The organism is Flavobacterium sp. (assembly GCF_036741995.1).
Lineage (GTDB): Bacteria > Bacteroidota > Bacteroidia > Flavobacteriales > Flavobacteriaceae > Flavobacterium.
Map to the genome: position 1 here is coordinate 1 of NZ_DAINRG010000033.1, position 25,004 is coordinate 25,004.

Sequence of the window (25,004 nt, forward strand, 5' to 3'; positions counted from 1 at the left end):
ATCGCGTGCCGCTTGTTGAATCATTAACTGTTCTTCGGTTAAATTAAAATCCATAGTTGTAAAATTATGTTTGTCGTTTCTTTAATTTTGGTGCCCAAAAGTATAATAATAAAGTTAAAATTTCAAACGTTTTCGTAAATTTAGCCAATGTTTAAAGAAACCTACCAAGTTATCGGAGTGATGTCGGGGACTTCCCTTGACGGCATTGATTTAGCACATCTTCATTTCACTATTAGCGAAGGTAAATGGACATACAAAATCCTGGAAAGTGAGACGATTTCGTATGATGGAATTTGGCTAGATAACTTAAGAACAGCCGTCGATTTTTCGGATTCAGCCTTAAAAAAACTGAATGAAGACTATACCGTACTTCTCGGAAACACCATCAAAGCTTTTATTCAAAAACACAAAATTGAAAACATTGACGCCGTTTGCAGTCACGGTCATACCATTTTACACCAACCGCAAAACGGGTTCACGTTGCAGATTGGCAACCTTCCTGAGATTGCTGAAATCATTGGCGAAACAGTAGTTTGTGATTTTCGGGTACAGGATGTGCAATTGAGCGGACAAGGCGCGCCTTTGGTTCCTATTGGCGATAGGATTCTGTTTGCAGATTATGATTATTGTTTGAATTTAGGCGGATTTTCGAATGTGTCCTTTGAGCAAAATGGAAAGCGGATTGCCTTTGATATTTCTCCGGTAAATACGGTTTTGAATTTTTATGCCAATCAATTGGGATTAGCTTACGATGACAAAGGAAACATTGCCCGAAGCGGCAAAATCAACACCGATTTATTAGCTGAATTAAATGCATTAGACTATTACCAAAAACCATTTCCGAAATCGCTCGGGTTTGAATTTGTAAAAACGGTTATGCTGCCATTAATTGAAAACTATTCGATTGCCATCGATGACAAAATACGCACTTTTACGGAACATGTTGCAGTGCAAACTGCTTTGGCCTTGCCAAACAAACAAGGAAAAATGCTCGTTACCGGCGGTGGTGCTTATAATGATTTTTTAATCGAAAGCATGCAACATCATTTACCCCAACTGCAACTGATTATTCCTGACATCAAAACATTAGAATACAAAGAAGCTTTGATTTTTGGATTGCTGGGTGTATTGAAATTGCGCCATGAAATTAATGTGTTGAGTAGTGTTACCGGAGCAAAACACAATCATTCCTCCGGAGTTATTTTTTCTCCATCGCTTCCAACATGCGGATAATTTTATCTAATTTATCCACTTCCATAGAATTTAGCTTAATAGTCAAAGCTTCTATTTCCTCTTTGGCTTCGATGTTAGTTTGATAATCGGCTTGGGCTTGAGCACGATCGCGCTCATTTTGGCGGTTTTGCGCCATCATGATAATGGGTGCCGCATAGGCTGCCTGCGTTGAAAAAAGTAAATTTAAAAGAATAAACGGATAGGGATCCCAATGTGACAGATATGCCACAATATTCAGTATCATCCAAACGGCGACAATCACGGTTTGAATAATAATAAAACGCCATGACCCCATTCCTGTTGCTACTTTATCAGCAATTCGACTACCAAAACTTAACGTTTGCGAATGTTGATCGTGCCAATTTTTTATCGTTCTCATAATTTACTGTACTTTATTAATATTGGCTTAAAACTACTAAAACCAGTCCATTTATAACTAATAATTAACAAAATGTATTTCATTTTTCTATAAATTAGCTACTCAATCTTAAAATTTTAAACAAATGAGAAAAGTAATGTTAGCCGTAATGGCATTGATAGGATTCACGCTTTCAGCATCAGCGCAACAAGCACCGAAAAAAGCCGCTCCGGCAGCTAAAGAAACCAAAGCTCCCGCCAAAAAAGAGGAAGCTAAAGCGCCTTTGAAAAAAGATGGCACTCCAGACAAACGTTTTAAAGCCAACAAAGAAACCAAAGTGGTTTTGAAAAAAGATGGCACTCCGGACAAACGTTACAAACCAAAAAAATAATCCGTAAATAAATCGTTAAAAACACCGCTTTCCCAGTGGTGTTTTTTTTATGCAGATTTCGCAAATCCTAATGCCCAAATCCTAATTCCTAATTCTTATATTTGCACCACAAACGAACAAAACAACATGAAAGATTTACTTAAAAAATTCGAAAATAAACAACCTGAAATTGTCTTCAACTGGAAAGATGCTGAAACGGAAGCTGAAGGTTGGACTGTAATTAATTCCCTTCGAGGTGGTGCAGCAGGCGGTGGAACGCGTATGCGTAAAGGATTAGACATGAACGAAGTGTTATCATTGGCCAAAACTATGGAAGTGAAGTTTTCCGTTTCTGGTCCGGCGATTGGCGGTGCCAAATCGGGTATTAATTTTGACCCAAATGATCCCCGCAAAAAAGGCGTTTTACAACGTTGGTACAAAGCCGTTTCGCCATTATTAAAAAGTTATTATGGCACCGGTGGCGATTTGAATGTTGACGAAATTCACGAAGTAATTCCGTTTACCGAAGAATGTGGTGTTTGGCATCCGCAGGAAGGCGTATTCAACGGGCATTTCAAACCAACCGAAGCCGATAAAATCAATAGAATTGGGCAATTGCGTCAAGGCGTAATCAAAGTAATCGAAAATCCAAAATTCTCTCCGGATGTCTTGCGTAAATATACCGTGGCCGATATGATTACAGGATATGGTGTTGCTGAAGCAGTGCGCCATTATTATCATATATATGGTGGTGATGTGCATGGTAAAAAAGCCATTGTACAAGGATTTGGAAATGTAGGTTCGGCTGCTGCTTTTTATTTGGCAGAAATGGGAGCCAAAATCGTTGGAATCATCGACCGTGATGGTGGAATCATCAATGAAGAAGGCTTTAGTTTTGATGAAATTAAACGATTGTTTTTAAATAAAGACGGAAACAAACTGGTTGCGCAAAACATGATTTCCTTTACCGAAATCAATGAGAAGATCTGGAATTTAGGTGCTGATATTTTTGCGCCTTGTGCTGCGTCAAGATTGGTAACCAAAGACCAAATCGACAACTTAATCAACCACGGTTTGGAAGTGATTTCCTGTGGTGCCAATGTCCCTTTTGCCGATAAAGAAATCTTCTTCGGAAGCATCATGGAAGAGACTGACAGCAAAGTGAGTTTGATTCCGGATTTCATTTCGAATTGTGGTATGGCCCGGGTTTTTGCTTACTTCATGGAGAAGAAAGTACAGATGACGGACGAAGCCATTTTCTATGATATTTCGGAAACCATTAAAAAAGCGCTAGAAAAGGCACACAATTTGCATGCAGATAAAAAGAACATCAGCGCTACTGCCTTTGAAATTGCTTTAAAACAATTGGTTTAGCAAAAAATTAACAGCCCGGATTACACAATAATTTGTATTTTTAGGCGTTATATCTAGTATAAACGAATACCTGAAAAGCTATGAGTCTTGAAACCACCGACAATCAGAAAAAATCTTTAGTCATTACGACTATAGTGTATGCCTTGTTGTTATTATTGCTTTTCTTTTTGCGTTTTTGGCCTCCGGCCAACATGAAACTCATGGGTGGCGGTGGTGGTGGCGGCATCGAAATGAACTTTGGCGACAGCGATTATGGCATGGGCGATAATTACAAAAGCGAAGTACTGAATGTGAAAGATCAGGCTAAAGTGACTCCGGTAAAAACTTCTCCGGAGGAGGATGTGATTTCAGACGATAATGCCGATGATAATGTAGTTATTCCCAAAAAAGAAAACATCAAGAAAACACCGGTGGATATCAAAAAAGATGTCAAACCAGTGATTGAAAAACCAAAAGTTTCCAAAAGCGCCAATGATGCTTTATCCAGTATTTTAAGCGGCAACAAAGGTGGTGATGGGAATGATACAAAAGGCGGCAACAAAGGAAGTGCTAACGGCAATCTGAATTCTAATGGATACTATGGCAACGGAAGTGGGACAGGTTCAGGCGGCGGCAATGGTTCCGGAAACGGAACAGGTAGTGGTAGCGGAACAGGCTCAGGAAATGGAAGCGGCAATGGTGGTGGGAACGGAAGTGGTTCCGGTTATTCGTTAGGAAACCGAAAAGCTTTAAGCAAACCACAACCGGATTATACCTGTCAGGAACAAGGGAGAGTTGCTGTACAAGTTTCTGTAGACCGAAACGGTAATACAGTTAGTGTAACTGCCGGGGTTCAAGGAACCACTAATACGGCTAAATGTTTATTAGACCAAGCCCGAATAGCTGCCCAGAATACCAAATGGCAGCCCGACAGCAATGCACCGGAAAAACAAGTCGGAAAAATAATTTATACATTCAGTTTAAACTAAACATAAAAAATCCCATTCAAATGAATGGGATTTTTTATTTATGCTACTTCCGATTTACCAGCCATCGGCTTTCTTTTTCTTATCCATAAAAGCAACCAGGCTTTTATTTAAATCATTAAAAAGAGCTTCATACGCCATCGGGACATCGTCTTTATACTTTTTCAAACTTCCGTCTTTATTGTAATATTCTGAGAAGTCGTTAAGATCATGCGTTACTACAGTGGTTCCATTATTGGGTTTCTCCGTCAAGCCAACTGCATCAAACTTAAACTTTCCGTCTTTAAACGAAATTTCAATGGTAAAGGTAGCATACGTACAAACTGTAGTGCCTCCGGCTTTACTGCAAAGAAAGTTCTCTTTTCCGCCTTGTATTGTTACTTTTTCGTTTTCAACGGAAGAAGTTATGGTATATCCTTTTTTAGCATTCTCTTTTACCCATGCCAATGCCAGATTGTATGTGTCTTTCGCCGAACCTGCATAGGTTGTTACAATAAAATCGGTCAGACCTTCTTTGGCAAATTTAAATTCGGTTTCTTGGGCAAATGCTGAAGCCGAGATAAAGGCCATCAACAGTAGTGCTTTCGCTTTCATTTTTATTCTGTTTTATATTTTACTTCGGACTGGTGGCAATGACAAACTTGAGTTTGTTCTTCACTCCTATTTGCAGTACATCTACCAAATCCTGAACTTGCATAGTTGCCGGAATTCTGATAATAACCGTCAGGTCTTTTGCCGGATTCATTTTTGATAGCAGTTTCGCTTCCAATTGGTCAAAACCAACTTCTTCTTTATCTACATAAAACCGCTTCTCTTCCGTCACTGAAAGCGTGATTAGTTGCTTGTTGGTCTTTTCATTGGTTTTCGATTTTGGCAATGTCATTCGGATAACATTTGGATTGGCCAAGGTTGAAATAATCAGGAAAAACAACAACAAGAAGAACATAATGTCGCTCAAAGAGGAAGTGGCGACTTCTGCGTGAAATCGTTTATTTCGCTTTATTGCCATGGTTCGGTCTTTGAATGATATTTACAAATTCTAACACTTGTTTTTGAATAGACAAGGAGAAATTATCGATTTTTCCGTTGAATAAATGGTAGGCGCTGTAAGCGATAATCCCTACGATAAGTCCGGCACCACTACTAATCATTTTCTCATACAAACCACCGGAAATATTTCCGATACTGATATCTTCTGTTACCGAAATGCTATAGAAAATTTTAATAACTCCCGAAATCGTTCCGATGAAACCTAATGTGGGTGCAATCCCGGCAATCAAACCTAATTGACCCAATTTCTTTTCCATATATCCAATTTCGATATTGGCGGCACGTTCCATGTTGGATTCGATTTCGTTAATGTGTCTTCCTATGGTAAGTACTCCTTCTTTGATAATGGTTCCTTGTGAGTTTCCGCTTCTTTCCGCACTTGAAACCGCCATTTCAATATTGGCATTATTCAAATGATTGCGCACATCAGACATCAGATGGGTGTCGATTTTGGCAGCTTTATGAATATACAAATAGCGCTCAAAAATGAGATACAAGGTGTAGAACAATAAAATAGCAATCGGAATTAGGAAGATTCCTCCTTTTAAAATAAACTCTAAAACAGAAACTTCATTGGTTAAAGCAGCATTGGCTGGAGCTGCTGCAGGAATAGCTTGTGCTAAGGTGTCAACTTGTAACTGCAAAAATGTACTTATCATATTTATCTATTTTTTGGCTATTAATTCTGAAAATAATTTCAATTTTGTACTACTAGAATACGCCTCACAATATAAACGAAAAAAAAGATAAAAAAGTATATCGAAAGGTTAATTTTTCCGAAAATTATGAACTACAAAGAAACCCTAGACTGGATGTTTAACAAATTGCCGATGTACCAAACACAAGGCGCCACGGCTTATCGAAAGGATATTATCAACACTGTTTTGTTAGCCAATCATTTAGGAAATCCGGAACGGAATTTAAGATGCATTCACGTAGCCGGAACCAATGGAAAAGGCTCTACTTCCCACTTACTGGCTTCGGTTTTACAGGAAGCCGGATATAAAGTTGGATTGTATACTTCGCCGCATTTAAAAGATTACCGGGAGCGCATCAGCATTAACGGAAAGCATATTTCGGAAGAATATGTTTCTAAATTCATCACCAAAAACAAACCATTTTTTGAAGCCAACGAATTGAGTTTTTTTGAGATGAGTGTCGGATTGGCTTTTGAGTATTTTGTCAAAGAACAAACCGACATCAACATCATAGAAGTGGGCATGGGAGGACGATTGGATTCGACTAATATCATTACGCCGTTGATTTCAGTAATTACGAATATTGGTCTAGACCACACCCACTTTTTAGGCAATACTTTGGAAGCCATTGCTTATGAAAAAGCCGGCATCATTAAACCAACTATCCCGGTAGTTATTGGCGAATATGTTGCAGAAACCAAACCGGTTTTTGAAGCGAAAGCCCAGGAAACACATTCTGAAATTTACTTTGCTTCCGATTTGGTGCAGGAAACCTATCCGTCAGCATTGTTAGGCGATTATCAAGTACAGAATAAGAAAACGGTATTGCAAACGATAAAAGTACTGAATCAAAAACAACTGCTTTCTATTCCTGAAGCTGCAGTTAAAAGTGGTTTTTTGAATGTGATTAAAAACACCGGTCTTCAGGGAAGATGGCAGCAATTGGGAGATCACCCGAAAATTATTTGCGACACGGCTCATAATGCGCACGGCTTAAACATTGTTTTGAATCAGCTGCAAAAAGAAAAATTTGACCAACTACACATTGTGTTAGGAGTGGTAAATGACAAAAATCTGGAAGAAATCCTGCCTTTATTTCCAAAAAGTGCAAAATATTATTTCTGCAAACCTGATATTCCACGAGGATTGAATGCTGAAATTTTACAAGAAAAAGCCGTTCAGTTTGGACTTAGTGGTGAAATATATAATTCTGTTTCAAACGCTTACCTCGATGCTACAAAAAAAGCAGCGCCAAGTGACTTTATTTATGTGGGCGGAAGCACTTTTGTTGTCGCAGAAATTTTATAATTTTTTTTCATTTTAATTTGCAGAATCAAAAAAGTAGTCTATATTTGCACTCGCAATCAAGCACAATACGGGCGATTAGCTCAGTTGGTTCAGAGCATCTCGTTTACACCGAGAGGGTCGGGGGTTCGAATCCCTCATCGCCCACCACCGTAAAAAAAACTCCTCAAGCAATTGAGGAGTTTTTTATTTTACAGATATTCTAAAGTGCGTTCCAAAGCCATTCCTCTGGATCCTTTTATTAAGAGTGTTTTGTCTTCCAATGTTGCTTTAGCCAAATATTGAGTAAAATCTTCAAAGGTGTTATAAAAATGGAAGCGTTCATTTTGAATTGCATTAGCGAAAAAATCTTTCCCCACAAAATGACATTCAAAGACACTATTTTGATTTAAAAAATCAACAATAGCTTTATGCTCTGCAGGGCTTTCTTTGCCAAGTTCATACATATCGCCAATCATTACAATTTTATTGTTTTTATCCAATTGGATGAAGTTTTCCAAAGCTACTCTCATACTGCTTGGATTCGCGTTGTAGGCGTCTAAAATGATTTCGTTGGAACCTTTGGTCAATAACTGCGAGCGATTGTTTTCGGGCACATAACTTTCAATAGCGTCTTTACAATCATTAACACCAACATCGAAATGATTTCCAATGGTAATAGCAGCGTTTATATTGTTAGCATTATACAATCCAATTAAATGCGAGTTGATTTCGACACCAAAAACTTTAATTTTTACAAATGGATTGGCCGTTACATTTTCAATAAATACAGTAGCATTTTCATCTTTTTGGCTAAATGTAACTCTATTAAAACCAACCGTTTTCGCATTCTGAATTTCGTCATCCAGGTTCACGAAAACTGATTTGTGGTGAGCTTTGAGATAAGCGTACATTTCGCTTTTGCCTTTTATCACACCTTCAACTCCTCCAAATCCTTCAAGATGGGCTTTTCCAAAATTGGTGATATACCCAAAATCAGGTTGTGCGATTTCGCATAAAAATTCGATTTCCTTTTGATGATTAGCACCCATTTCTACAATTCCGATTTGGGTTTCGGCAGTAAACGAAAGTAAGGTCAGCGGCACACCAATATGATTGTTCAAATTACCGATAGTGGCTACTGTATTGTACTTTTTAGACAATACTACATTAATTAGCTCTTTGGTGGTGGTTTTGCCATTGCTACCGGTTAGGGCAATGATGGGTAATTTTAAATAGCACCTATGGAATTTAGCCAACTCCTGAAGTGCCGTTAAACTATCGGCAACCAAAATGGTTCGGTCATCCATATAATAGTCCGGATTATCAATGATAACGTAGCTCGCTCCTTTTTCCAGAGCTTCTTTGGCAAATGTGTTAGCATCAAATCGTTCTCCTTTGATGGCTACGAAGAAAGAGTTTGGTTCAATTTTTCGGGTGTCAATCGAGACTTTACTACAAGTTAAGAATAACTTGTGTATATTTTGAATGGTCATATCAAAAGTATATTAAAATAAAAAAGCCCTTAAAAATAGGGCTTTTTTGTTATTTATCATAAAACTAAAACTTAGTTTCTTGCTCTTTTCTTTTTGTCAGCTTTTGGACCAACTCTAGACATGGCACATCTGAATCCGATATAATCGGTAGCAATATCCTGCGGGAAGTATCTTCTTTGAGCAGGATCTAACCAATAAGCTCTGTCTCTCCAAGAACCACCTTTGTACACTCTAACATCATCATTAATCAAAGTGGTTCTTTTGTTTGACTTATCATATTTTTTAATCATGTTACCCAAACTGTCTGTAGACACATTATGTTTAGGAGAGTCATACATTCTTTGATCATCTCTCAATTTTCCTTTTTCGTCTCCTTCTTCTGAAGAACCAAATTTGAAATATCTAGTAGATTGTTTATCCCCATCACGATAGTTTCTGTTATCTGATTTATCAAAGTTTTGTCTCAAATAGGTTTCTTTATCATCAACAGGAACTTGGGCAATTTGACCTGGGAAGTTTCTTGACACAATTTTACCATTGGATAAAGTATCAAATTTTTGAGTTTCGGCAGTAACTAATTCTACTTTACCGTCTTCGCCAATTTTATCTTTCATATAAACGTTTCCTCTGTAGTAGTTGAAGTCATTTGCTTCATCATCAACCATTGGTCTGTAAACATCGGCAACCCACTCAGCAACGTTACCAGCCATGTCATATAAACCAAAATCATTTGGAGGATATGATTTAACTTTATTGGTAATATCAGCCCCATCATCAGACCAGCCTGCAATTCCACCGTAATCTCCTTTACCTTGTTTGAAGTTAGCCAATTGGTCACCTCTAACTTGTCTTTTACCTGAACGGGTGTAATCACCAGACCAAGGATATTTCTTTTGTCCTTTGTATGAGTTGTATTCTCTCTGTCCTACGTCAGCAGCAGCAGCATATTCCCACTCTGCTTCAGTTGGCAATCTATACTCAGGTAAAATTAAACCTGATGTTCTTTGAGCGTACACATTTCTAGCGCTATTTCCTTGCGTATTAGTGCTACCGGCAGCGGCAGCTTTTGCAGGAGCCTTTCCTCCTTTTTGTCCTTTTTTCAAAACAATTTTATCGTCACCGCCCATAGCCGTTGAAGGAGAAGCTAAATAAGCATCCGTACTAAATACTTTATCAGCACTTACATCGGTAACTTTTGAATCTTTTTTCAAATAACGTTGCTCTTCCAGGATTTTCTCGTTTACACGGTCTGTTCTCCATTTGGCAAACTCTGTAGCCTGAATCCAATTCACTCCCACTACCGGATATTCGGCATAAGCCGGATGTCTCAAATAATTTTCGGTCATAGTTTCATTATAGCCTAAACGGTTTCTCCATACTAAAGTATCCGGAGAAGCCCCTTCATAGATGTTTTTGTAATTTTCCTGATCTGGTGGAAAAACTCTTTTTAACCAATCTAAATACTCCATGTACATTACATTAGTCACTTCGGTTTCATCCATGTAGAAAGACATAACGTGTTGCTGATTTGGAGTATTATTCCAATCGTGCATAACATCATCCTGAACTTTACCCATGGTAAATGTTCCACCTTCAACCATAACTAAACCTGGTCCAGTTGCTTGCTTTTTAAATTTAGAAGCATATTGAAAACCACCTTTTTTATCGTTGATTTTCCAACCAGTAGCTTTGGAACCGCCTTTAGAATCGGACTTTTTACTACAACTAGTAAATCCAACCATTATCGCTAATGACAGCAATAATTTTACAGCAATAATTTTGTTTACTTTCATACTTTTAGTAGGTAATAAATTTCGTGGCGCAATATAAGAATTAACGATTAAATTGCAACACATTTTTTAAATTAATACTAAATTCGCCATTTGCAGGCGTATTTCATATATAACGCAAAAATACTAGTTTTATTGTATTTTGCCTCGAAAAAAAATTTTTTTTGCTTTTTTATACTATTTCCAAGAAAATCACGTTTACTGTATGTTATGAAAAAGATTATTACGCTTTTCTTTATTGTGCTTAACACTTACTTTGCGCTTGCTCAGGAGCAAGGCAATATGGTGTTGAATTGGTCTCCAAAAAAAGAATTGTCCTATGGTGACTACTCCTATACTGTACCACAATTTGATGCTGAAAATTATCAATTCAACAGCTACACTAAGACCTTAAAATATTCATTAACCATCAAGCTCAATTCAAGGATTAATGAAAATGTGCTTCAAATAAACAATCTGGTTTTTGAACCTATATCCGAAAGCGAACTTGGCGACTTAGCAACAAAAGACATTCCGGCAACTTTTAAGTACACTTTTAAAAACAGTATTGCCCGAGACCGCTATTTTGGCAAAATAACCATCACACCTATTATAAAGGAAGGCAATTCCTTTAAAAAATTAGTCTCTTTCAGTTATTCAATACCACAAAATGCTGCAAAATCTCAAACGACCATTAATAATGTTACCCCTATCGAAAATTCGGTTTTAGACAATGGCAATTGGTATCGCTTTTATGTGGTAAAATCTGGCGTGTATAAAATCAGCAAAGGTTTTCTTGAAAGCTTGGGCATGGACACCAATGTGGATCCCAGAAAGATTAAAATTTATGGCAATGGCGGAAGAATGATTCCTTTATTAAATTCCGATTATTATCCGATGGATTTAGCCGAAAATGCTATTCAGTTTATTGGAGAAGAGGACGGCAAATTTGACAGTCAGGATTATATTCTTTTTTATGCAGAAGGATTTGACAATTGGAATGACGACTATAAAAGCCACCTAAACATCTATGCCGACAAATCATATTATTATGTAACGGCACAAGGCGACACTGGTAAAAGGATTGTCAACATGACACAACCTTCCGGAAGCGCAACAACTATAATCAGTGCTTTTGATGATTATCAATTTCACGAAACCGATGATGAAAACATAGTCAAGTTGGGCCGAATCTGGTTTGGAGAACAATTTAGCGTAGATAATGAACAGGAATTTAAATTTAAATTTCCAAATATTGTCACGTCATCTCCCATAAAAGTATCCGTACATGCTGCAACAGCCTCTTTTACAACAACCAATTTCAAAGTAGAAGCCAATACTCAAACCCTTGGCACCATGTCATTTGGAGCACTTTCCGCCAATAGCGGCATTGAAGCCATAGAGAACATACTAACCGCTACTACCAATGCAACAACCGAAGATGTCAACATAAAAATAACCTACGACAATAATGGCGTCCCAAGTTCAAAAGGATATCTTGACTATATTGCTGTTGTAGCCAAAAGAAATCTTCAGGGTTATGGCAAACAATTCCGATTTCAGTACGACCAAGCTAGTTCGTCAACAGGAATTGGCCTATACCAAGTTTCCAACGCTACTGCCATAACACAAGTTTGGGATATTACCGATATTTACAATGTGACCAAAATTGACAATTTGGCTCAAAGTGCTTTTTCCTTTAAATCAAATTTCGGAACTGTTAAAAAATATATTGCCGTTGACAATGCCGATTATTATTCGCCATTAAAAGATTCCAAAACCAAAGTTGACAACCAAAACATAAAAGGAACCATTTTTAACAATGCTCAAGGTCAGTGGCAAAAAATTGATTATTTAATTATCACGCCGAAATTTTTAAATGCTCAGGCCGAAAAACTAGCTAATTTTCACAGAAATTACTCCCATCTGAATGTAAAAGTGGTGAATTTAGAAAGTATTTACCCAGAATTTTCATCCGGAAAACAAGACATCGGAGCCATCCGAAATTTTATCAAATATGTTTTTTTCAATGCTCCTATAGACCAAAGAGTAAAATATGTAAATATTTTTGGCGATGCCTCATATGATTTTAAAGACCGAATAGCCAACAACACCAATATCGTTCCGATTTATCAAGCCTTGAATAGTTATACAGATGAAGAATATTCGTTTGCTTCCGATGATTTTTACGTTATGCTGGATGATGATGAAGGCAGATTAGACAGAGGCACATCCCCGCAAAATGGCAATATGGGTTTCACTTATGATATTGGAGGAGTTGACGTCGCAGTTGGCCGTATGATTGTCAGCACAACAGCACAAGCGGATGAAATGGTCAACAAAGTTATTGAATACCATGATTTAAAATCCTACGGGAGTTGGCGCAACAACTATGTGGCTATTGCCGATGACACCGACAAATCCTCCGATTCGACATTGCAGTCCAAACAAAACAGTTTAACCGATGTCATTGTGGGTCAAAAACCGTTCATTAATTTCAAAAAAATACTCCTAGACTCTTATGAAGAAGAAACCTCTGCCGGGGGAAAACGCTATCCGAAAGCCAGAGAAGAAATTTTTGCTGCTTTCGAAAAAGGAGCGCTGGTTTTTAATTATTTAGGTCATGGTGGTGAAGACGGCTTATCAGGAGAACGCATTTGGGAAAAATCGGATGGACAAAATTTAAGCAACCGATACAAATATCCTTTATTCATAACCATCACTTGTGCTTTCTCCAGATTTGACAATCCTTACCGACCAACAGCCGGAGAATACACTTATTGGAATCCGAAAGGGGGTGCCATCTCGATGATGACCACTATCCGCTCTATTGCACAATCAACTGCAGAAGTGTTTAATGATAAAATTGCCCAATATTTGTTTGCCTATGGCAGCGAAGACTATGTATCCATTGCCGAAGCGCTTCGCCTTGCCAAAAACGTAAGCCCTAATACGGCAACCAACGTCGTCTTTTATCTTGGCGATCCTGCCCTAATGCTAGCCATTCCGAGACCTAAAATCATTTTAACCAAAGTCAATGACATGCCTATTACCGGACCAATTGATGATTTTCAATCTTTGGCTTATGTCAAATTATCCGGTGAAGTTTTAGACGAAAACAATAATTTATTGCCAACCTACAATGGCGATTTATCCATAAATATTTTCGACAAAAATGTTATTAGAGCCACATTAAACAACGATGGCTTGAGTCCACCCATAAATTTTACCAATTTGGGAGAAACTATTTTCAGAGGCAATGCTTCAGTAACCAGCGGCAAATTTGAATTTGGTTTTGTGGTACCAAGAGACATTCGAATTCCTTTAGGCAATGGTCGAATCAGTTTTTATGCCAAAAGAAATCAAATTCTACTCGACAAAAGAGGATACAATACGGATATCAAAATTGGCGGAATCAACACCAATGCCGTGGCCGATGTTACCGGACCCAAAGTAAAATTATACATGAATGATGAATCGTTTGTCAACGGAGGCATTACCAACGCATCACCCTTTTTCCTCGCTAAACTGGAAGACGAACACGGAATCAACACCGCCAGTGGAATTGGTCATGATATCGTTGGAATTCTTGATGGAGATGAGACCAAACCTTACATCATGAACGACTATTACGAAACCGAATTAAACGATTACACCAAAGGAAGGGTTTATTATCCGTTCCGAAATTTAGCTGTTGGCTTGCACACCATAACCTTTAAAGCTTGGGATGTTTATAACAACCCCATCACTGCTGAAATACAATTTGTAGTGGTTGGTGACGAAAGCATAACGTTAGATCATGTACTGAACTACCCAAACCCATTTGTAAGTTATACCGAGTTTTGGTTTTCACACAACAGACCTTTCGAACCGTTGGAAGTTCAGGTACAGGTAATGACCATAACAGGCAAAATTGTTTGGACCAAAAATCAAACAGTAACCACCGATGGTTTTCTGTCCAGAGAAATTACTTGGGACGGAAAAGATGACTTTGGCGACCGCATCGGCAAAGGAGTTTATGTCTATAAATTGACCGTAAAGTCCACTTTATCGAATAAAAAAGCAGAAAAAATAGAAAAACTTGTAATCCTTTAGGAAAATACTATATTTGTTAACTTTTATTAAAATTGAATAATGAAAAAAATTGCAGCACTACTCATTTTACTAACCACCATACAATCCATTAATGCCCAACAAGATAGCCGAGTAATCACCACTGGAGTTCCTTTTCTTCTTGTAGCAGCCGATGCCCGTTCTGCCGGTATGGCTGACCAAGGTGTGGCCACCTCTGCCGATGCTTTTTCGCAACAATGGAATCCTGCAAAATATGCCTTTGCCCTAGACAAACAAGGATTCACAGCCAGTTATACTCCCTACTTGACAGATTTAGTAAACGACATTTCATTAGGACAAGCTACTTACTATAATAGAATAAACGAAAGAAGTGCTTTTGCTGCCAGTTTGCGTTATTTTGGTTTGGGAGAAATTGAATTAAGACAAAATGCCGAAGATGCGCCTCAAATTGTAAAACCTAATGAGTTGGCTTTAGACGGTTCTTATTCCTTGAAACTAAGCGAACGTTTCTCGATGGCTGTTGCCGGAAGATACATCCGTTCCGCTTTAAGAATCCCAACCGCTGATGCCGGAGATGCTAAACCTGCTACTTCATTTGCTTTTGATCTTGCCGGTTTTTATCAAGGTGAAGAAACAGCGTTATCCGATTTTAATGGTCGTTTAAGACTTGGTTTTAACTTCCAAAACTTAGGCCCAAAAATTAATTACGATGCCGGTGCTTCAGATGATAACAGTGCCAACTTCCTTCCAGCTAACATGAGATTGGGTGGTGGTTACGATTTCATCTTTGATGAATACAATAAAGTATCGGTAAGTGTTGAATTTGCTAAACTTTTAGTGCCAACACCACAAAGTGCCGATTTAGATGGTGACGGATTAATCACGTCTGATGCCGAAATTGCGCTATACAACCAAAACAAACTGGACTATAACAAAATCAACTGGGTTTCCGGTATTTTCAAATCATTCAACGATGCTCCGGGCGGTTTCAGCGAAGAGCTTAAAGAATTCACTTATTCTGTTGGGACAGAATATTTATACCAGGATTCCTTTGCTTTCCGCTTAGGATATTTCCACGAAAGCCCAATCAAAGGAGCCCGAAAATTTTTCTCGCTTGGCGCAGGATTCAAATACAATGTAGTGAAAGTAGATGTCTCTTATTTATTCTCTGCCTCAAAAGTGAAAAACCCATTAGAAAACACCCTTCGTTTCTCGTTAACGTTTAACTTTGGTGATAAATACGACGATTATTAATAACTAGTAAACCATAAAACAATATCCAAATTTCTACTTTTTGAAATTTGGATTTTTTTTCCTCAATAATGAAACAACCATTTGAAAGAATTCAATTAAAACGAAAAGATGTCACAATGGTTATTCCATTTTCAAATAAAAAAATATTTAATTCGAATGAAAGAAATAAACATTAATACCTCGTTCACCGTTTATCCATCTGCAGCAGAACTTCCAGCGGAAGTTCAGTCTTTGATGCAACAGGCGGTTGAAATCAGAAAAAAAGCGTATGCTCCTTATTCCAAATTTCGTGTAGGCGCTGCCATCCTTTTAGACAACGGCAAAATCGTTTTAGGATCCAATCAGGAAAACGCCGCGTATCCATCCGGGCTTTGTGCCGAACGGGTAGCTATTTTTCAAACCGGTGCCATTTACCCTGAAGCTAAAATTGTAAAACTAGCCGTTTCAGCTGCTTCGGACACCAATGAAACCAAGTCACCGATTCCGCCATGTGGAGCTTGTCGCCAATCGATTTCTGAGTATGAATTCAAACAAGACACGCCAATCGAAATCTATTTCATGGGCGAAAGTGGCGAAGTTTACAAATCGGATTCGATTAAAAATTTACTACCGTTAAGTTTCGACAAAAACTTCCTGTAGCGAGGTAAAAATTACGTCTTTAAATTTTAGTTCTTAAAGGGAATGTTTTACTTTTGCCATTCGCAAATTTGTGTGTGAGTGAACTATTTTGCGTTGAATACTATTTAGAACTTAATAACGCTTTAGCAAAAGTAACAAATGAAAGAAGTAACAAAAGAAGTTTATTTAAAGTGGTACGAAGACATGCTACTTTGGAGAAAATTTGAAGACAAGCTTGCAGCACTTTATATTCAACAAAAAGTTAGAGGATTTCTTCACTTATATAACGGTCAGGAAGCCGTATTAGCGGGTGCTTTACACGCTATGAATTTAGGGGGGAAAGACAAAATGATTACAGCCTATCGTAATCACGTTCAGCCAATCGGAATGGGTGTTGACCCACGAAAAGTAATGGCGGAACTTTTAGGAAAAGTAACGGGAACTTCCAAAGGAATGGGAGGTTCGATGCACATCTTTTCTAAAGAACACGGATTTTATGGAGGTCATGGTATCGTTGGAGCTCAGATTCCAGTAGGTGCCGGTATGGCTTTCGCCGATAAATATTTCGAAACCGGTGGTGTAACCCTAACCTATTTTGGGGATGGTGCAGCACGTCAGGGGTCACTTCACGAAGCTTTCAACATGGCCATGTTATGGAAATTACCAGTAGTATTCATTTGTGAAAACAATGGATATGCGATGGGAACTTCTGTTGAAAGAACGGCCAATCATACTGATATCTGGAAACTAGGTTTAGGCTACGAAATGCCTTGCGGACCAGTAGACGGAATGAATCCGGTAAAAGTGGCCGAAGCCATGCACGAAGCTATGGAAAGAGCGCGTCGCGGTGACGGACCAACTTTCTTAGAAATGAAAACATACCGCTACAGAGGTCACTCTATGTCGGATGCTCAATTATACCGCTCGAAAGAAGAAGTAGAAGAGTACAGAAAAATTGATCCAATCACACAAGTGTTGGATGTCATCAAAGAAAACAAATATGCTACTGATGCAGAAATTGAAGCTATTGATGAGAGAGTAAAAGATTTAGTAGAAGAGTGTGCTACATTCGCTGAAGAATCTGCTTTCCCTGAAGTACAACAATTGTATGATGTAGTTTACGAACAAGAAAATTATCCTTTCATCCCTCACAGACTATAATTATGGCAACAAAAATCACAATGCCGCGTTTGAGCGATACGATGACCGAAGGAACTGTCGCTACTTGGTTGAAAAAAGTTGGCGACACCATCAAAGAAGGAGATATCTTAGCAGAAATCGAAACCGATAAAGCCACCATGGAATTTGAATCTTTCAATGCCGGGACTTTATTATACATAGGAATCAAAGAAGGAGAAACAGCAAGCGTTGATTCCCTTTTAGCCATAATTGGTACCGAAGGCGAAGACATTTCCGGATTGATTTCTGGCGGTGCTAGTGCTCCTGAAACCAAAGCCGAAACTACAGCACCAGCTCCAACTGAAAGCGCTCCGGCTCCAGCAACTGAGGCATCAAAACCTGCAGAACTTCCAAAAGGAGTAATCGTGGTAACTATGCCACGTTTGAGCGACACCATGACCGAAGGTACCGTAGCTACCTGGTTGAAAAAAGTAGGGGATGAAGTGAAAGAAGGCGACATTTTAGCTGAAATCGAAACTGACAAAGCTACAATGGAATTCGAATCTTTCAACGCTGGAACTCTTTTGTTCATCGGAATTCAGGAAGGACAATCAGCTCCGGTTGACAGTGTTTTAGCTATCATCGGTCCTGCAGGAACAGACATTACCGGCATAGCCGAAAATTATAAAAAAGGGGGCGCTGCTCCAACTGCTGCTCCGGCAGCAACAGAACAAGCGGCAGCTGTTACACCAACAGTTGAGACTACACCAACAGCAGATGGGGGAAGAATTTTTGCTTCTCCATTAGCCAAACAAATTGCTTCTGCCAAAGGAATCAACTTATCACAAGTAAAAGGTTCTGGCGAAAACGGACGTATCACCAAAAGTGATGTGGAAAACTTCACACCTGCTACTGCTACTGCTCCACAAACTGCTGCCCCAAGTACAAGCGAAGCACCACAAGCTGCTGTAAAACCATTTGTACCGGCTGGCGAAACCTTCTCAGAACAAATCAAGAATTCGCAAATGCGTAAAACCATTGCGAAACGTCTTTCGGAATCTATCTTCACGGCACCACATTTCTATTTAACTATTGAAGTGGGTATGGATGAAGCCATGAAATCGAGAGCCGTAATCAATACGATTCCGGATACCAAAGTATCGTTCAACGACATGGTCATTAAAGCTTGCGCCATGGCCTTGAAAAAACATCCGAAAGTAAATTCACAATGGCATGAAGATGCTATCACGATCAACCACCATGTGAATGTTGGTGTAGCTGTAGCCGTTGAAGACGGATTGGTTGTTCCGGTATTGCGTTTTACTGACCAAATGAGCCTGACTCAAATTGGCGGTAACGTAAAAGACTTAGCCGGAAAAGCAAAAAGCAAAAAATTACAACCGGCAGAAATGGAAGGAAGCACCTTTACGGTGTCTAACTTAGGAATGTTCGGAATTCAATCCTTCACTTCTATCATCAATCAACCGAATTCTGCTATTCTATCCGTAGGAGCTATCGAAGAAAAACCGGTAGTACGAAACGGTCAGATTGTAGTGGGTAATACGATGACATTGACATTAGCTTGTGATCACAGAACCGTTGATGGTGCTACAGGAGCTCAATTCCTGCAAACCCTAAGACAGTATTTGGAGAATCCGGTAACGATGCTAGCCTAATGCACAAATCACATATACAAAATCCCGTTTTGACTGTTCAGAACGGGATTTTTTTATTTAATTTACAGTATAAAACTTTATTTCAAAAATGAAAAAAATAGGTATCCTTTCTTTAGTACTTACGTTTCTTGCCTGTCAAAAAAAAGAAGCTCTAGTGGCAACACAAACCAAATTTGTTAAAGACGACCATTCGTTTGCCCAACCCAACAAAGCAGTGGCAAAACACCTCGATTTGGATATTAAAGTCGATTTTGACACTAAATCCATTTCCGGAAAAGCTTCCTGGCAAATAGAAAATACAAGCAAAGGCAACGAAATCATTTTTGATGAAAACACATTAAACATTACCAAAGTAACTTTGGGCGATGAAGAAAAAGAAACCAAATTCGAATTGGGCACAGCGGTCGAATTCCACGGAAAACCACTGCACATAACAATTGAACCGAATACCACCAAAGTCAACATTTACTACAACACTACCAAAGACGCCGTGGCTTTACAATGGCTTTCTCCGCAACAAACAGCTGACAAAAAGAAACCATTCTTGTTTTCGCAAGGCGAAAGCATTTGGACACGCACCTGGATTCCTTGCCAGGATTCTCCTGGAATTCGATTTACCTACGCTGCTAAGGTTTCCGTTCCTAAAGATTTGATGGCCGTTATGAGTGCTGTCAATCCACAACAAAAAAATGACAGTGGAATTTACACTTTCAAACAAGACAAGCCTATTCCATCCTATCTGATGGCGATTGCTGTGGGCGATCTTCAGTTTCAGTCTTTAGATAATCGCACCGGCGTTTATGCCGAGCCATCCGTTATCAAAAAAGCCGCTTGGGAATTTGCAGAATTGGGCAAAATGGTCAATGCTGCCGAAAAACTATTCGGCCCTTACCGCTGGGGAAGATATGATGTATTGGTACTTCCGCCTAGTTTCCCTTATGGTGGCATGGAAAATCCAAATCTAACTTTCCTAACCCCAAGTGTTATTGCCGGTGATCGTTCATTAACAAGTCTTTTAGCGCACGAACTTGGCCACAGTTGGAGTGGTAATTTGGTAACCAATGCCACTTGGGATGACATTTGGCTCAACGAAGGGTTTACTACCTATGTAGAACATCGCATCGGCGAAGCTGTTTTCGGAATCCAGGAAGCAAAAATGCAAGACGTATTAAGCCGAAAAGTACTTCAGGATAACTTGGAAGAATTAGGGAATACCAGTCCGGACACAAGACTTAAAGTAAACACCGCCGGAAGAAATCCCGATGATGGACTGAGTGATATTCCATACGAAAAAGGATATGCCTTTTTGCAAACCGTTGAAGCTGCTGTTGGTCGTGAAAAGTTCGATGCTTTCCTTACAAATTATTTCAAAGCCCATTCCTTTCAATCGATAACCACCGAAGATTTTGTTACCTATTTCAATGACCATTTGATTAAAGGAAACAAAGAGCTGGCTGACAAAATAAAACTCAATGACTGGGTGTATCAACCCGGCATTCCAACCAACATTATCACTCCGGTTTCCGAAGATTTCAATGCTATTGACAACATCCAAAAAACATGGCGCAAGGAAGGTAGTAAAGGACTAAGCCAAAAGATAAAATCAACCAACGAAAAACAACATTTCATTGATTACCTGCCAAAGGATTTAACAAGCGAAGAAATGGCTGTTATCGACAAGGAATTCAACTTCACCGCTGGCGGTAATTTTGTGGTACGCCGTCAATGGTTCATTCAGGCTATCCAACATCATTACAAAACTGCCTATCCGGCCATAGAACAATTCCTTACCAACTACAGTCGAACCGGTTCGCTACTCCCACTTTACAAGGAAATGATCAAAACCCCCGGAGGAAAAACCTGGGCCCAACAAATCTTTGAAAAAGCAAAATCGGGTTATCATGCTACCACCATCGAAGCTGTTCAGAAGATACTTAAATAGTGAAATTTAATCTAATGAAAACAATAATACCCGCTCTCATGAACGGGTATTGTTATATATAAACTAATGTAATTCTTTTGGAAAATGTTTTTTTAAAACATCGTGTGTTTCATTTTCAGACTGCAATACTTTTATTGCTCTTTCAAAAAAATTTAATATCCTAAAATGTCTATTAACAATTGTAACTAGTCCTTTATTATTATAAACCGATAGTGCTTTTGAGTAATTTTCATCACTTATAATCTGTTCTAATTCAGTTTTTCTTGAGCTGTACCATTCTTTTATGTCAACCTTCCCAATAAAATTATTATAATTATCCTCTAATTTTTTTAAATCATTCCCTTTAGAAACATGGGAATCATTAAAATAATAATTAATCTTAGTTGTAACAAAATTTGAGATTTGTAATTCTAATTCTTTATTTAAATTACTAATAACATCAGATTTTATTGAACTAATAACATCATTTTCTGATACAATTTTTGGAGCAAGTATCTTTAAAAAATCTTCATCCAGAAGTAAATTTTCAGTTTCAGTCATTGAAAAAGAATAAACATTCTCTTCCTTTAATTTTTCTAGTCTCCTTTCTTCATGATGGTCAGAATCAATTATTCCTAAAGCTTTAGTTGTAATGTTAGGTATTTTATTAAAAGCTTTTGTAAAGTTAATTACGGAAAAACAACTTTCAACTGGGGTAATTGTAAAATTGGGGAAAAGTATATTATATATTTTCTCATCATTACTCCCTTTTTTCCCCTCACAAAATAATATATTTTTTCTACTACCCAATAATTCCAGCAATAATGGTTCAGGTAAATCGTTCTCTGGGATATTTTCTATTTGCCAAATATCAGGGAATGTAAATGATTTTATCCAGATTTTTTTTTGCACTTGTTCTTGTGGTTGCAAAATCTAAATCATGTGTCAGATAGATAAAAATACAATCTTGTCTTTCTTTCTCAAGAATATCCCATAGCTTGTTAAGAATAGTTTTGTGCAAATAAATTTCTGGCTCATCAACAATAACAAACCCATTTTTAGGAGCTTGTAAAACTTGAGATATCAAATATAGAGTTACTTTTTCTCCATCACTCATTTGATATGCGGGATAAGAATCAGTTCCTTTATTTGTTAATGTAATATTTATTCCATCTGCGCATTCCATAGTTTTGTGTTCTATCAAGAAATTCCATATTTTAAGTGCGGTATCAAGATTAGTAATTGGTACTTCAGCATCTCTAGTCCCACTCGAGTGATCATCACAAAATTTATTTCTTATGACACTTCTTTCAGCTAACATATTATCAAGTAAAATTTTAAATTCATCACCCATATTTCTTAGTACTGTATAAGAATTCCCGTTATTTTCGGTTGAATATGTTGTTTTATAAGTTTTATCGATTGACTGGGTGCTTGCTAATTTTTCACTTGTGGATAGTATATTTGAGATTCCGCTAAAAGTTGGTATAACTAATATTCTCTGAGCAGATATTACTACTCCATTATTAGGCAAATATTGTTTTAAATTATTTGACAATGTAGTTTTTCCACTGCCATTAGCTCCAATTGCTACTACATTATTATTAAAATAATTTAACTTCTGAAAAAAATCTAAATTGAACTTGAGAATTTTTAATCTATCTCCAATTTGTTTCTTTCTAATATCTAATGTATTCTTATACAAAAATTTATCTTCTAATCTAAAACCTCTTGTTGAATTTTCGGTTCTAAATTCGAAATTTTGTAATGTAATCAGAATATCAGATTGAAACTGATTTAAATAGTTTTGTGACAAATCTTCTATCTCAACATTATTTCTAATATCAGTAAATGCAATAATTGAATCAAGATATAGATTCATTAAATCGGCATCAGCTTCACAAACTTTTGCAAATTCAAGCTGATAATTTATTTCACTAATCCCTTTATCAATAAATTGCAGTAGAGTTACCTTGTCCATTTATATTATTTTAAACGTCTAATTTATAAAATAAATTAGACAGACATAAGAAATAATATACAACATTCCTATATTATTTAAAATAAAAAATAATATAAAATCCCTTAGAAACAAAATATTGATTTGAACAAGTTTAACTTCGTTAAAAATAATTCCCTATTGGAATAAAGTTTTTAGCAAAACATTTTGTAGGATATTCCTTTTTTATTAAACTTGCTCTCAATACCACAATTTATCGTTTACTAACCGGAATGGCTCAAAATGCCATTCCTAAATTGTTGTAGTATGTACCAAACCATCCTCATCAAAATCACTTTCAAACGCCTCGAAAAGAAATTCACCCAAGACTACATGGCTTCACAACTGGGCATCTCCCAAAGCTATTATAATAAAATCGAAGGCGGCAAAAAAACCATTTCCATCATAATGCTATTCCAAATAATCGACATTCTAGATATAGACATTGTAAAACTCTTCGATGCAGCGCAAAAAACAGAAAAGAAAAAACTCAAAAAGTAATCTAATTAATTGTCTAACATAAATCTTTACATCATGAGCACAAGCACTTCAGAAAAAGGGCATGCAAAAAACATTGCTAACCTAAAATTATTAATCACCCACATCACCGAAATCGGCGCAAACTACAACCCATCCAACCCAAACATTACCTTAGATATATTACAAAGCATTTACGACAAAGCACATCTAAAGCAAATCAACGTAAACACATTGCAGGGTCCCTACAAAACCGCTGTAGCCGAAAGAGAAAACCTGTTCAAACCTCTCAATCGATTAATCACAAAACTACGCAGAGTCTATAAAGCAACACAAGGCGTGCAGCCAAACCAACTCGAAAACTTCATGACAATAGCACGCAAAATAAAAGGCGATAGAAAACAAGAAAACCCAGAATCAACAGATACCACAACAGCGCAAACCCAATACTCCGTATCACAACTAAGCTATGACCAAAGAACAAATAGCTTAGGACTATTAATTGGTCTACTAAACACAACCACGAATTACAACCCAAACGAAGACGCCTATAAAACCACCACACTTCAGACCTTACAAGATGAAATGTTGGAAAAAACAGCAGCAGTCGGAGCCACATTTGTACCGTTCAACAATGCCCGAAGCATAAGAAACAGTCAATTATATTTTGACACAAACAACCTAGTCGATACGGCCTACACCGCAAAAGACTACCTATTCACCATCCTCGATACAAGCTCCACCCAATACAAAGCAATATCCAAAATAAAATTCTCCCGAATCTAAAAGTCAGAACTCCTCAATAGAGGAGTTTTTTAATTCAACATAACCTATACAGCCATCACTTCGAGTATTTTTTTGGCAAAGCCAAAACATATCGAGAAACACCAAAAAACCAAAACCCGAAAAGACTTCCTTTCAATTCAAACACGAATCCGTTCAATCCAAACTCGCTTCCCCTCAACCCGAAAAGACTTCCGTTCTAGTCAAACACTCATACCATCAACCCAAATAAACATCAGTTCAGTTCAAACATCCTCCCTCACAATCCGAAAAGACATACAATCAACTCAAACACACTTCGGTTCAACTCAACAAGGCTCCCACCAAAACAAACTCCCATAAAACAAACCCTATCCATATAAAGATTTGATAGTAAGAGAAGGAAGCCCAGTGGGCTTCAGGTACGCGAACTTTAGTTCGCCAATATCCACAAAACAAAAAACCCTATCCAAATAAATGAATAGGGTTTCTAAAAAAAGGCAGCGA

At 37.8% G+C, this 25,004-nt stretch carries 21 protein-coding genes and 1 tRNA gene; 14 read left to right on the forward strand and 8 right to left on the reverse strand.

Annotated features, from left to right (window positions below):
- Positions 1-147 precede the first annotated feature (147 nt).
- On the forward strand, positions 148-1,233 hold the full coding sequence (locus V7D82_RS09810) for an anhydro-N-acetylmuramic acid kinase (protein WP_333600801.1): 1,086 nt from the start codon (positions 148-150) through the stop codon (positions 1,231-1,233).
- Here the strand turns inward: V7D82_RS09810 and V7D82_RS09815 are convergent.
- On the reverse strand, positions 1,199-1,612 hold the full coding sequence (locus tag V7D82_RS09815; protein ID WP_333600802.1) for a DUF1003 domain-containing protein: 414 nt from the start codon (positions 1,610-1,612) through the stop codon (positions 1,199-1,201). The two genes, V7D82_RS09810 and V7D82_RS09815, sit on opposite strands and share 35 nt — an antisense overlap.
- A 124-nt stretch (positions 1,613-1,736) precedes the next feature.
- On the opposite strand from V7D82_RS09815, the gene V7D82_RS09820 reads away from it, so the two are divergent.
- The 3 genes from V7D82_RS09820 to V7D82_RS09830 all read left to right on the forward strand — a co-directional run bounded on the left by V7D82_RS09820 (position 1,737) and on the right by V7D82_RS09830 (position 4,303).
- Complete coding sequence (locus V7D82_RS09820) at positions 1,737-1,982, forward strand: hypothetical protein (protein WP_333600803.1); 246 nt, start codon at positions 1,737-1,739, stop codon at positions 1,980-1,982.
- 126 nt (positions 1,983-2,108) lie between these two features.
- Positions 2,109-3,335 (forward strand): Glu/Leu/Phe/Val dehydrogenase dimerization domain-containing protein, encoded by a 1,227-nt coding sequence (locus V7D82_RS09825; RefSeq protein ID WP_333600804.1) that lies wholly within the window; start codon positions 2,109-2,111, stop codon positions 3,333-3,335.
- An 80-nt stretch (positions 3,336-3,415) separates the two neighbouring features.
- Complete coding sequence (locus V7D82_RS09830; RefSeq protein ID WP_333600805.1) at positions 3,416-4,303, forward strand: energy transducer TonB; 888 nt, start codon at positions 3,416-3,418, stop codon at positions 4,301-4,303.
- A 54-nt stretch (positions 4,304-4,357) separates the two neighbouring features.
- Here the strand turns inward: V7D82_RS09830 and V7D82_RS09835 are convergent, their stop codons facing one another.
- From V7D82_RS09835 to V7D82_RS09845, 3 genes are read right to left on the reverse strand one after another with little or no spacing between them, the layout of a single operon-like run.
- Complete coding sequence (locus V7D82_RS09835) at positions 4,358-4,894, reverse strand: hypothetical protein (protein WP_333600806.1); 537 nt, start codon at positions 4,892-4,894, stop codon at positions 4,358-4,360.
- Positions 4,895-4,913: 19 nt separating this feature from the next.
- Positions 4,914-5,309 (reverse strand): ExbD/TolR family protein, encoded by a 396-nt coding sequence (locus V7D82_RS09840; RefSeq protein ID WP_333600807.1) that lies wholly within the window; start codon positions 5,307-5,309, stop codon positions 4,914-4,916.
- Positions 5,290-6,006: a MotA/TolQ/ExbB proton channel family protein gene (locus V7D82_RS09845; RefSeq protein ID WP_333600821.1), complete on the reverse strand. Its 717-nt coding sequence runs from the start codon at positions 6,004-6,006 to the stop codon at positions 5,290-5,292. The genes V7D82_RS09840 and V7D82_RS09845 overlap by 20 nt, the downstream gene beginning before the upstream one ends.
- A 129-nt stretch (positions 6,007-6,135) precedes the next feature.
- On the opposite strand from V7D82_RS09845, the gene V7D82_RS09850 reads away from it, so the two are divergent.
- Positions 6,136-7,356 (forward strand): bifunctional folylpolyglutamate synthase/dihydrofolate synthase, encoded by a 1,221-nt coding sequence (locus V7D82_RS09850; protein ID WP_333600808.1) that lies wholly within the window; start codon positions 6,136-6,138, stop codon positions 7,354-7,356.
- 69 nt (positions 7,357-7,425) lie between these two features.
- A tRNA-Val gene (locus tag V7D82_RS09855) sits at positions 7,426-7,503 on the forward strand.
- 41 nt (positions 7,504-7,544) lie between these two features.
- Here V7D82_RS09855 and V7D82_RS09860 read toward each other — a convergent pair.
- Positions 7,545-8,828 carry a UDP-N-acetylmuramoyl-tripeptide--D-alanyl-D-alanine ligase gene (locus tag V7D82_RS09860; protein ID WP_333600809.1) on the reverse strand — a complete coding sequence of 428 codons (1,284 nt, stop codon included), beginning with the start codon at positions 8,826-8,828 and terminating at the stop codon, positions 7,545-7,547.
- A gap of 71 nt (positions 8,829-8,899) precedes the next feature.
- Positions 8,900-10,621, reverse strand: coding sequence for a gliding motility lipoprotein GldJ (gene gldJ / locus V7D82_RS09865; RefSeq protein ID WP_333600810.1), 1,722 nt, complete (start codon positions 10,619-10,621; stop codon positions 8,900-8,902).
- Between the two features lie 207 nt (positions 10,622-10,828).
- On the opposite strand from gldJ, the gene porU reads away from it, so the two are divergent.
- The 6 genes from porU to V7D82_RS09895 all read left to right on the forward strand — a co-directional run bounded on the left by porU (position 10,829) and on the right by V7D82_RS09895 (position 21,280).
- A complete protein-coding gene (gene porU / locus V7D82_RS09870; protein WP_333600811.1) occupies positions 10,829-14,692 on the forward strand; it encodes a type IX secretion system sortase PorU in 3,864 nt (1,287 codons plus the stop codon).
- Positions 14,693-14,731: 39 nt separating this feature from the next.
- Positions 14,732-15,925, forward strand: a complete 1,194-nt coding sequence (gene porV, locus V7D82_RS09875) for a type IX secretion system outer membrane channel protein PorV (RefSeq protein WP_333600812.1) — start codon at positions 14,732-14,734, stop codon at positions 15,923-15,925.
- Positions 15,926-16,081: 156 nt separating this feature from the next.
- On the forward strand, positions 16,082-16,564 hold the full coding sequence (gene cdd, locus V7D82_RS09880; protein WP_333600813.1) for a cytidine deaminase: 483 nt from the start codon (positions 16,082-16,084) through the stop codon (positions 16,562-16,564).
- Positions 16,565-16,702: 138 nt separating this feature from the next.
- Entirely contained in the window at positions 16,703-17,704 is a 1,002-nt protein-coding gene (gene pdhA / locus V7D82_RS09885) for a pyruvate dehydrogenase (acetyl-transferring) E1 component subunit alpha (protein ID WP_333600814.1), read from the forward strand.
- A 2-nt stretch (positions 17,705-17,706) separates the two neighbouring features.
- The gene (locus V7D82_RS09890) at positions 17,707-19,338 is read left to right on the forward strand and encodes a pyruvate dehydrogenase complex dihydrolipoamide acetyltransferase (protein WP_333600815.1); all 1,632 of its coding nucleotides are present in this window, start codon (positions 17,707-17,709) and stop codon (positions 19,336-19,338) included.
- An 88-nt stretch (positions 19,339-19,426) separates the two neighbouring features.
- A complete protein-coding gene (locus V7D82_RS09895) occupies positions 19,427-21,280 on the forward strand; it encodes a M1 family metallopeptidase (RefSeq protein ID WP_333600816.1) in 1,854 nt (617 codons plus the stop codon).
- A gap of 63 nt (positions 21,281-21,343) precedes the next feature.
- Here the strand turns inward: V7D82_RS09895 and V7D82_RS09900 are convergent, their stop codons facing one another.
- Both V7D82_RS09900 and V7D82_RS09905 read right to left on the reverse strand, forming a co-directional pair.
- Positions 21,344-22,171 (reverse strand): DUF4435 domain-containing protein, encoded by an 828-nt coding sequence (locus V7D82_RS09900; RefSeq protein ID WP_333600817.1) that lies wholly within the window; start codon positions 22,169-22,171, stop codon positions 21,344-21,346.
- Positions 22,131-23,240 carry an AAA family ATPase gene (locus tag V7D82_RS09905; RefSeq protein WP_333600818.1) on the reverse strand — a complete coding sequence of 370 codons (1,110 nt, stop codon included), beginning with the start codon at positions 23,238-23,240 and terminating at the stop codon, positions 22,131-22,133. Before V7D82_RS09905 ends, V7D82_RS09900 begins: the two co-directional genes overlap by 41 nt.
- Before the next feature lie 285 nt (positions 23,241-23,525).
- On the opposite strand from V7D82_RS09905, the gene V7D82_RS09910 reads away from it, so the two are divergent.
- Both V7D82_RS09910 and V7D82_RS09915 read left to right on the forward strand, forming a co-directional pair.
- On the forward strand, positions 23,526-23,759 hold the full coding sequence (locus V7D82_RS09910; RefSeq protein WP_333600819.1) for a helix-turn-helix domain-containing protein: 234 nt from the start codon (positions 23,526-23,528) through the stop codon (positions 23,757-23,759).
- Between the two features lie 33 nt (positions 23,760-23,792).
- On the forward strand, positions 23,793-24,521 hold the full coding sequence (locus V7D82_RS09915) for a hypothetical protein (RefSeq protein ID WP_333600820.1): 729 nt from the start codon (positions 23,793-23,795) through the stop codon (positions 24,519-24,521).
- Positions 24,522-25,004: the final 483 nt, after the last annotated feature.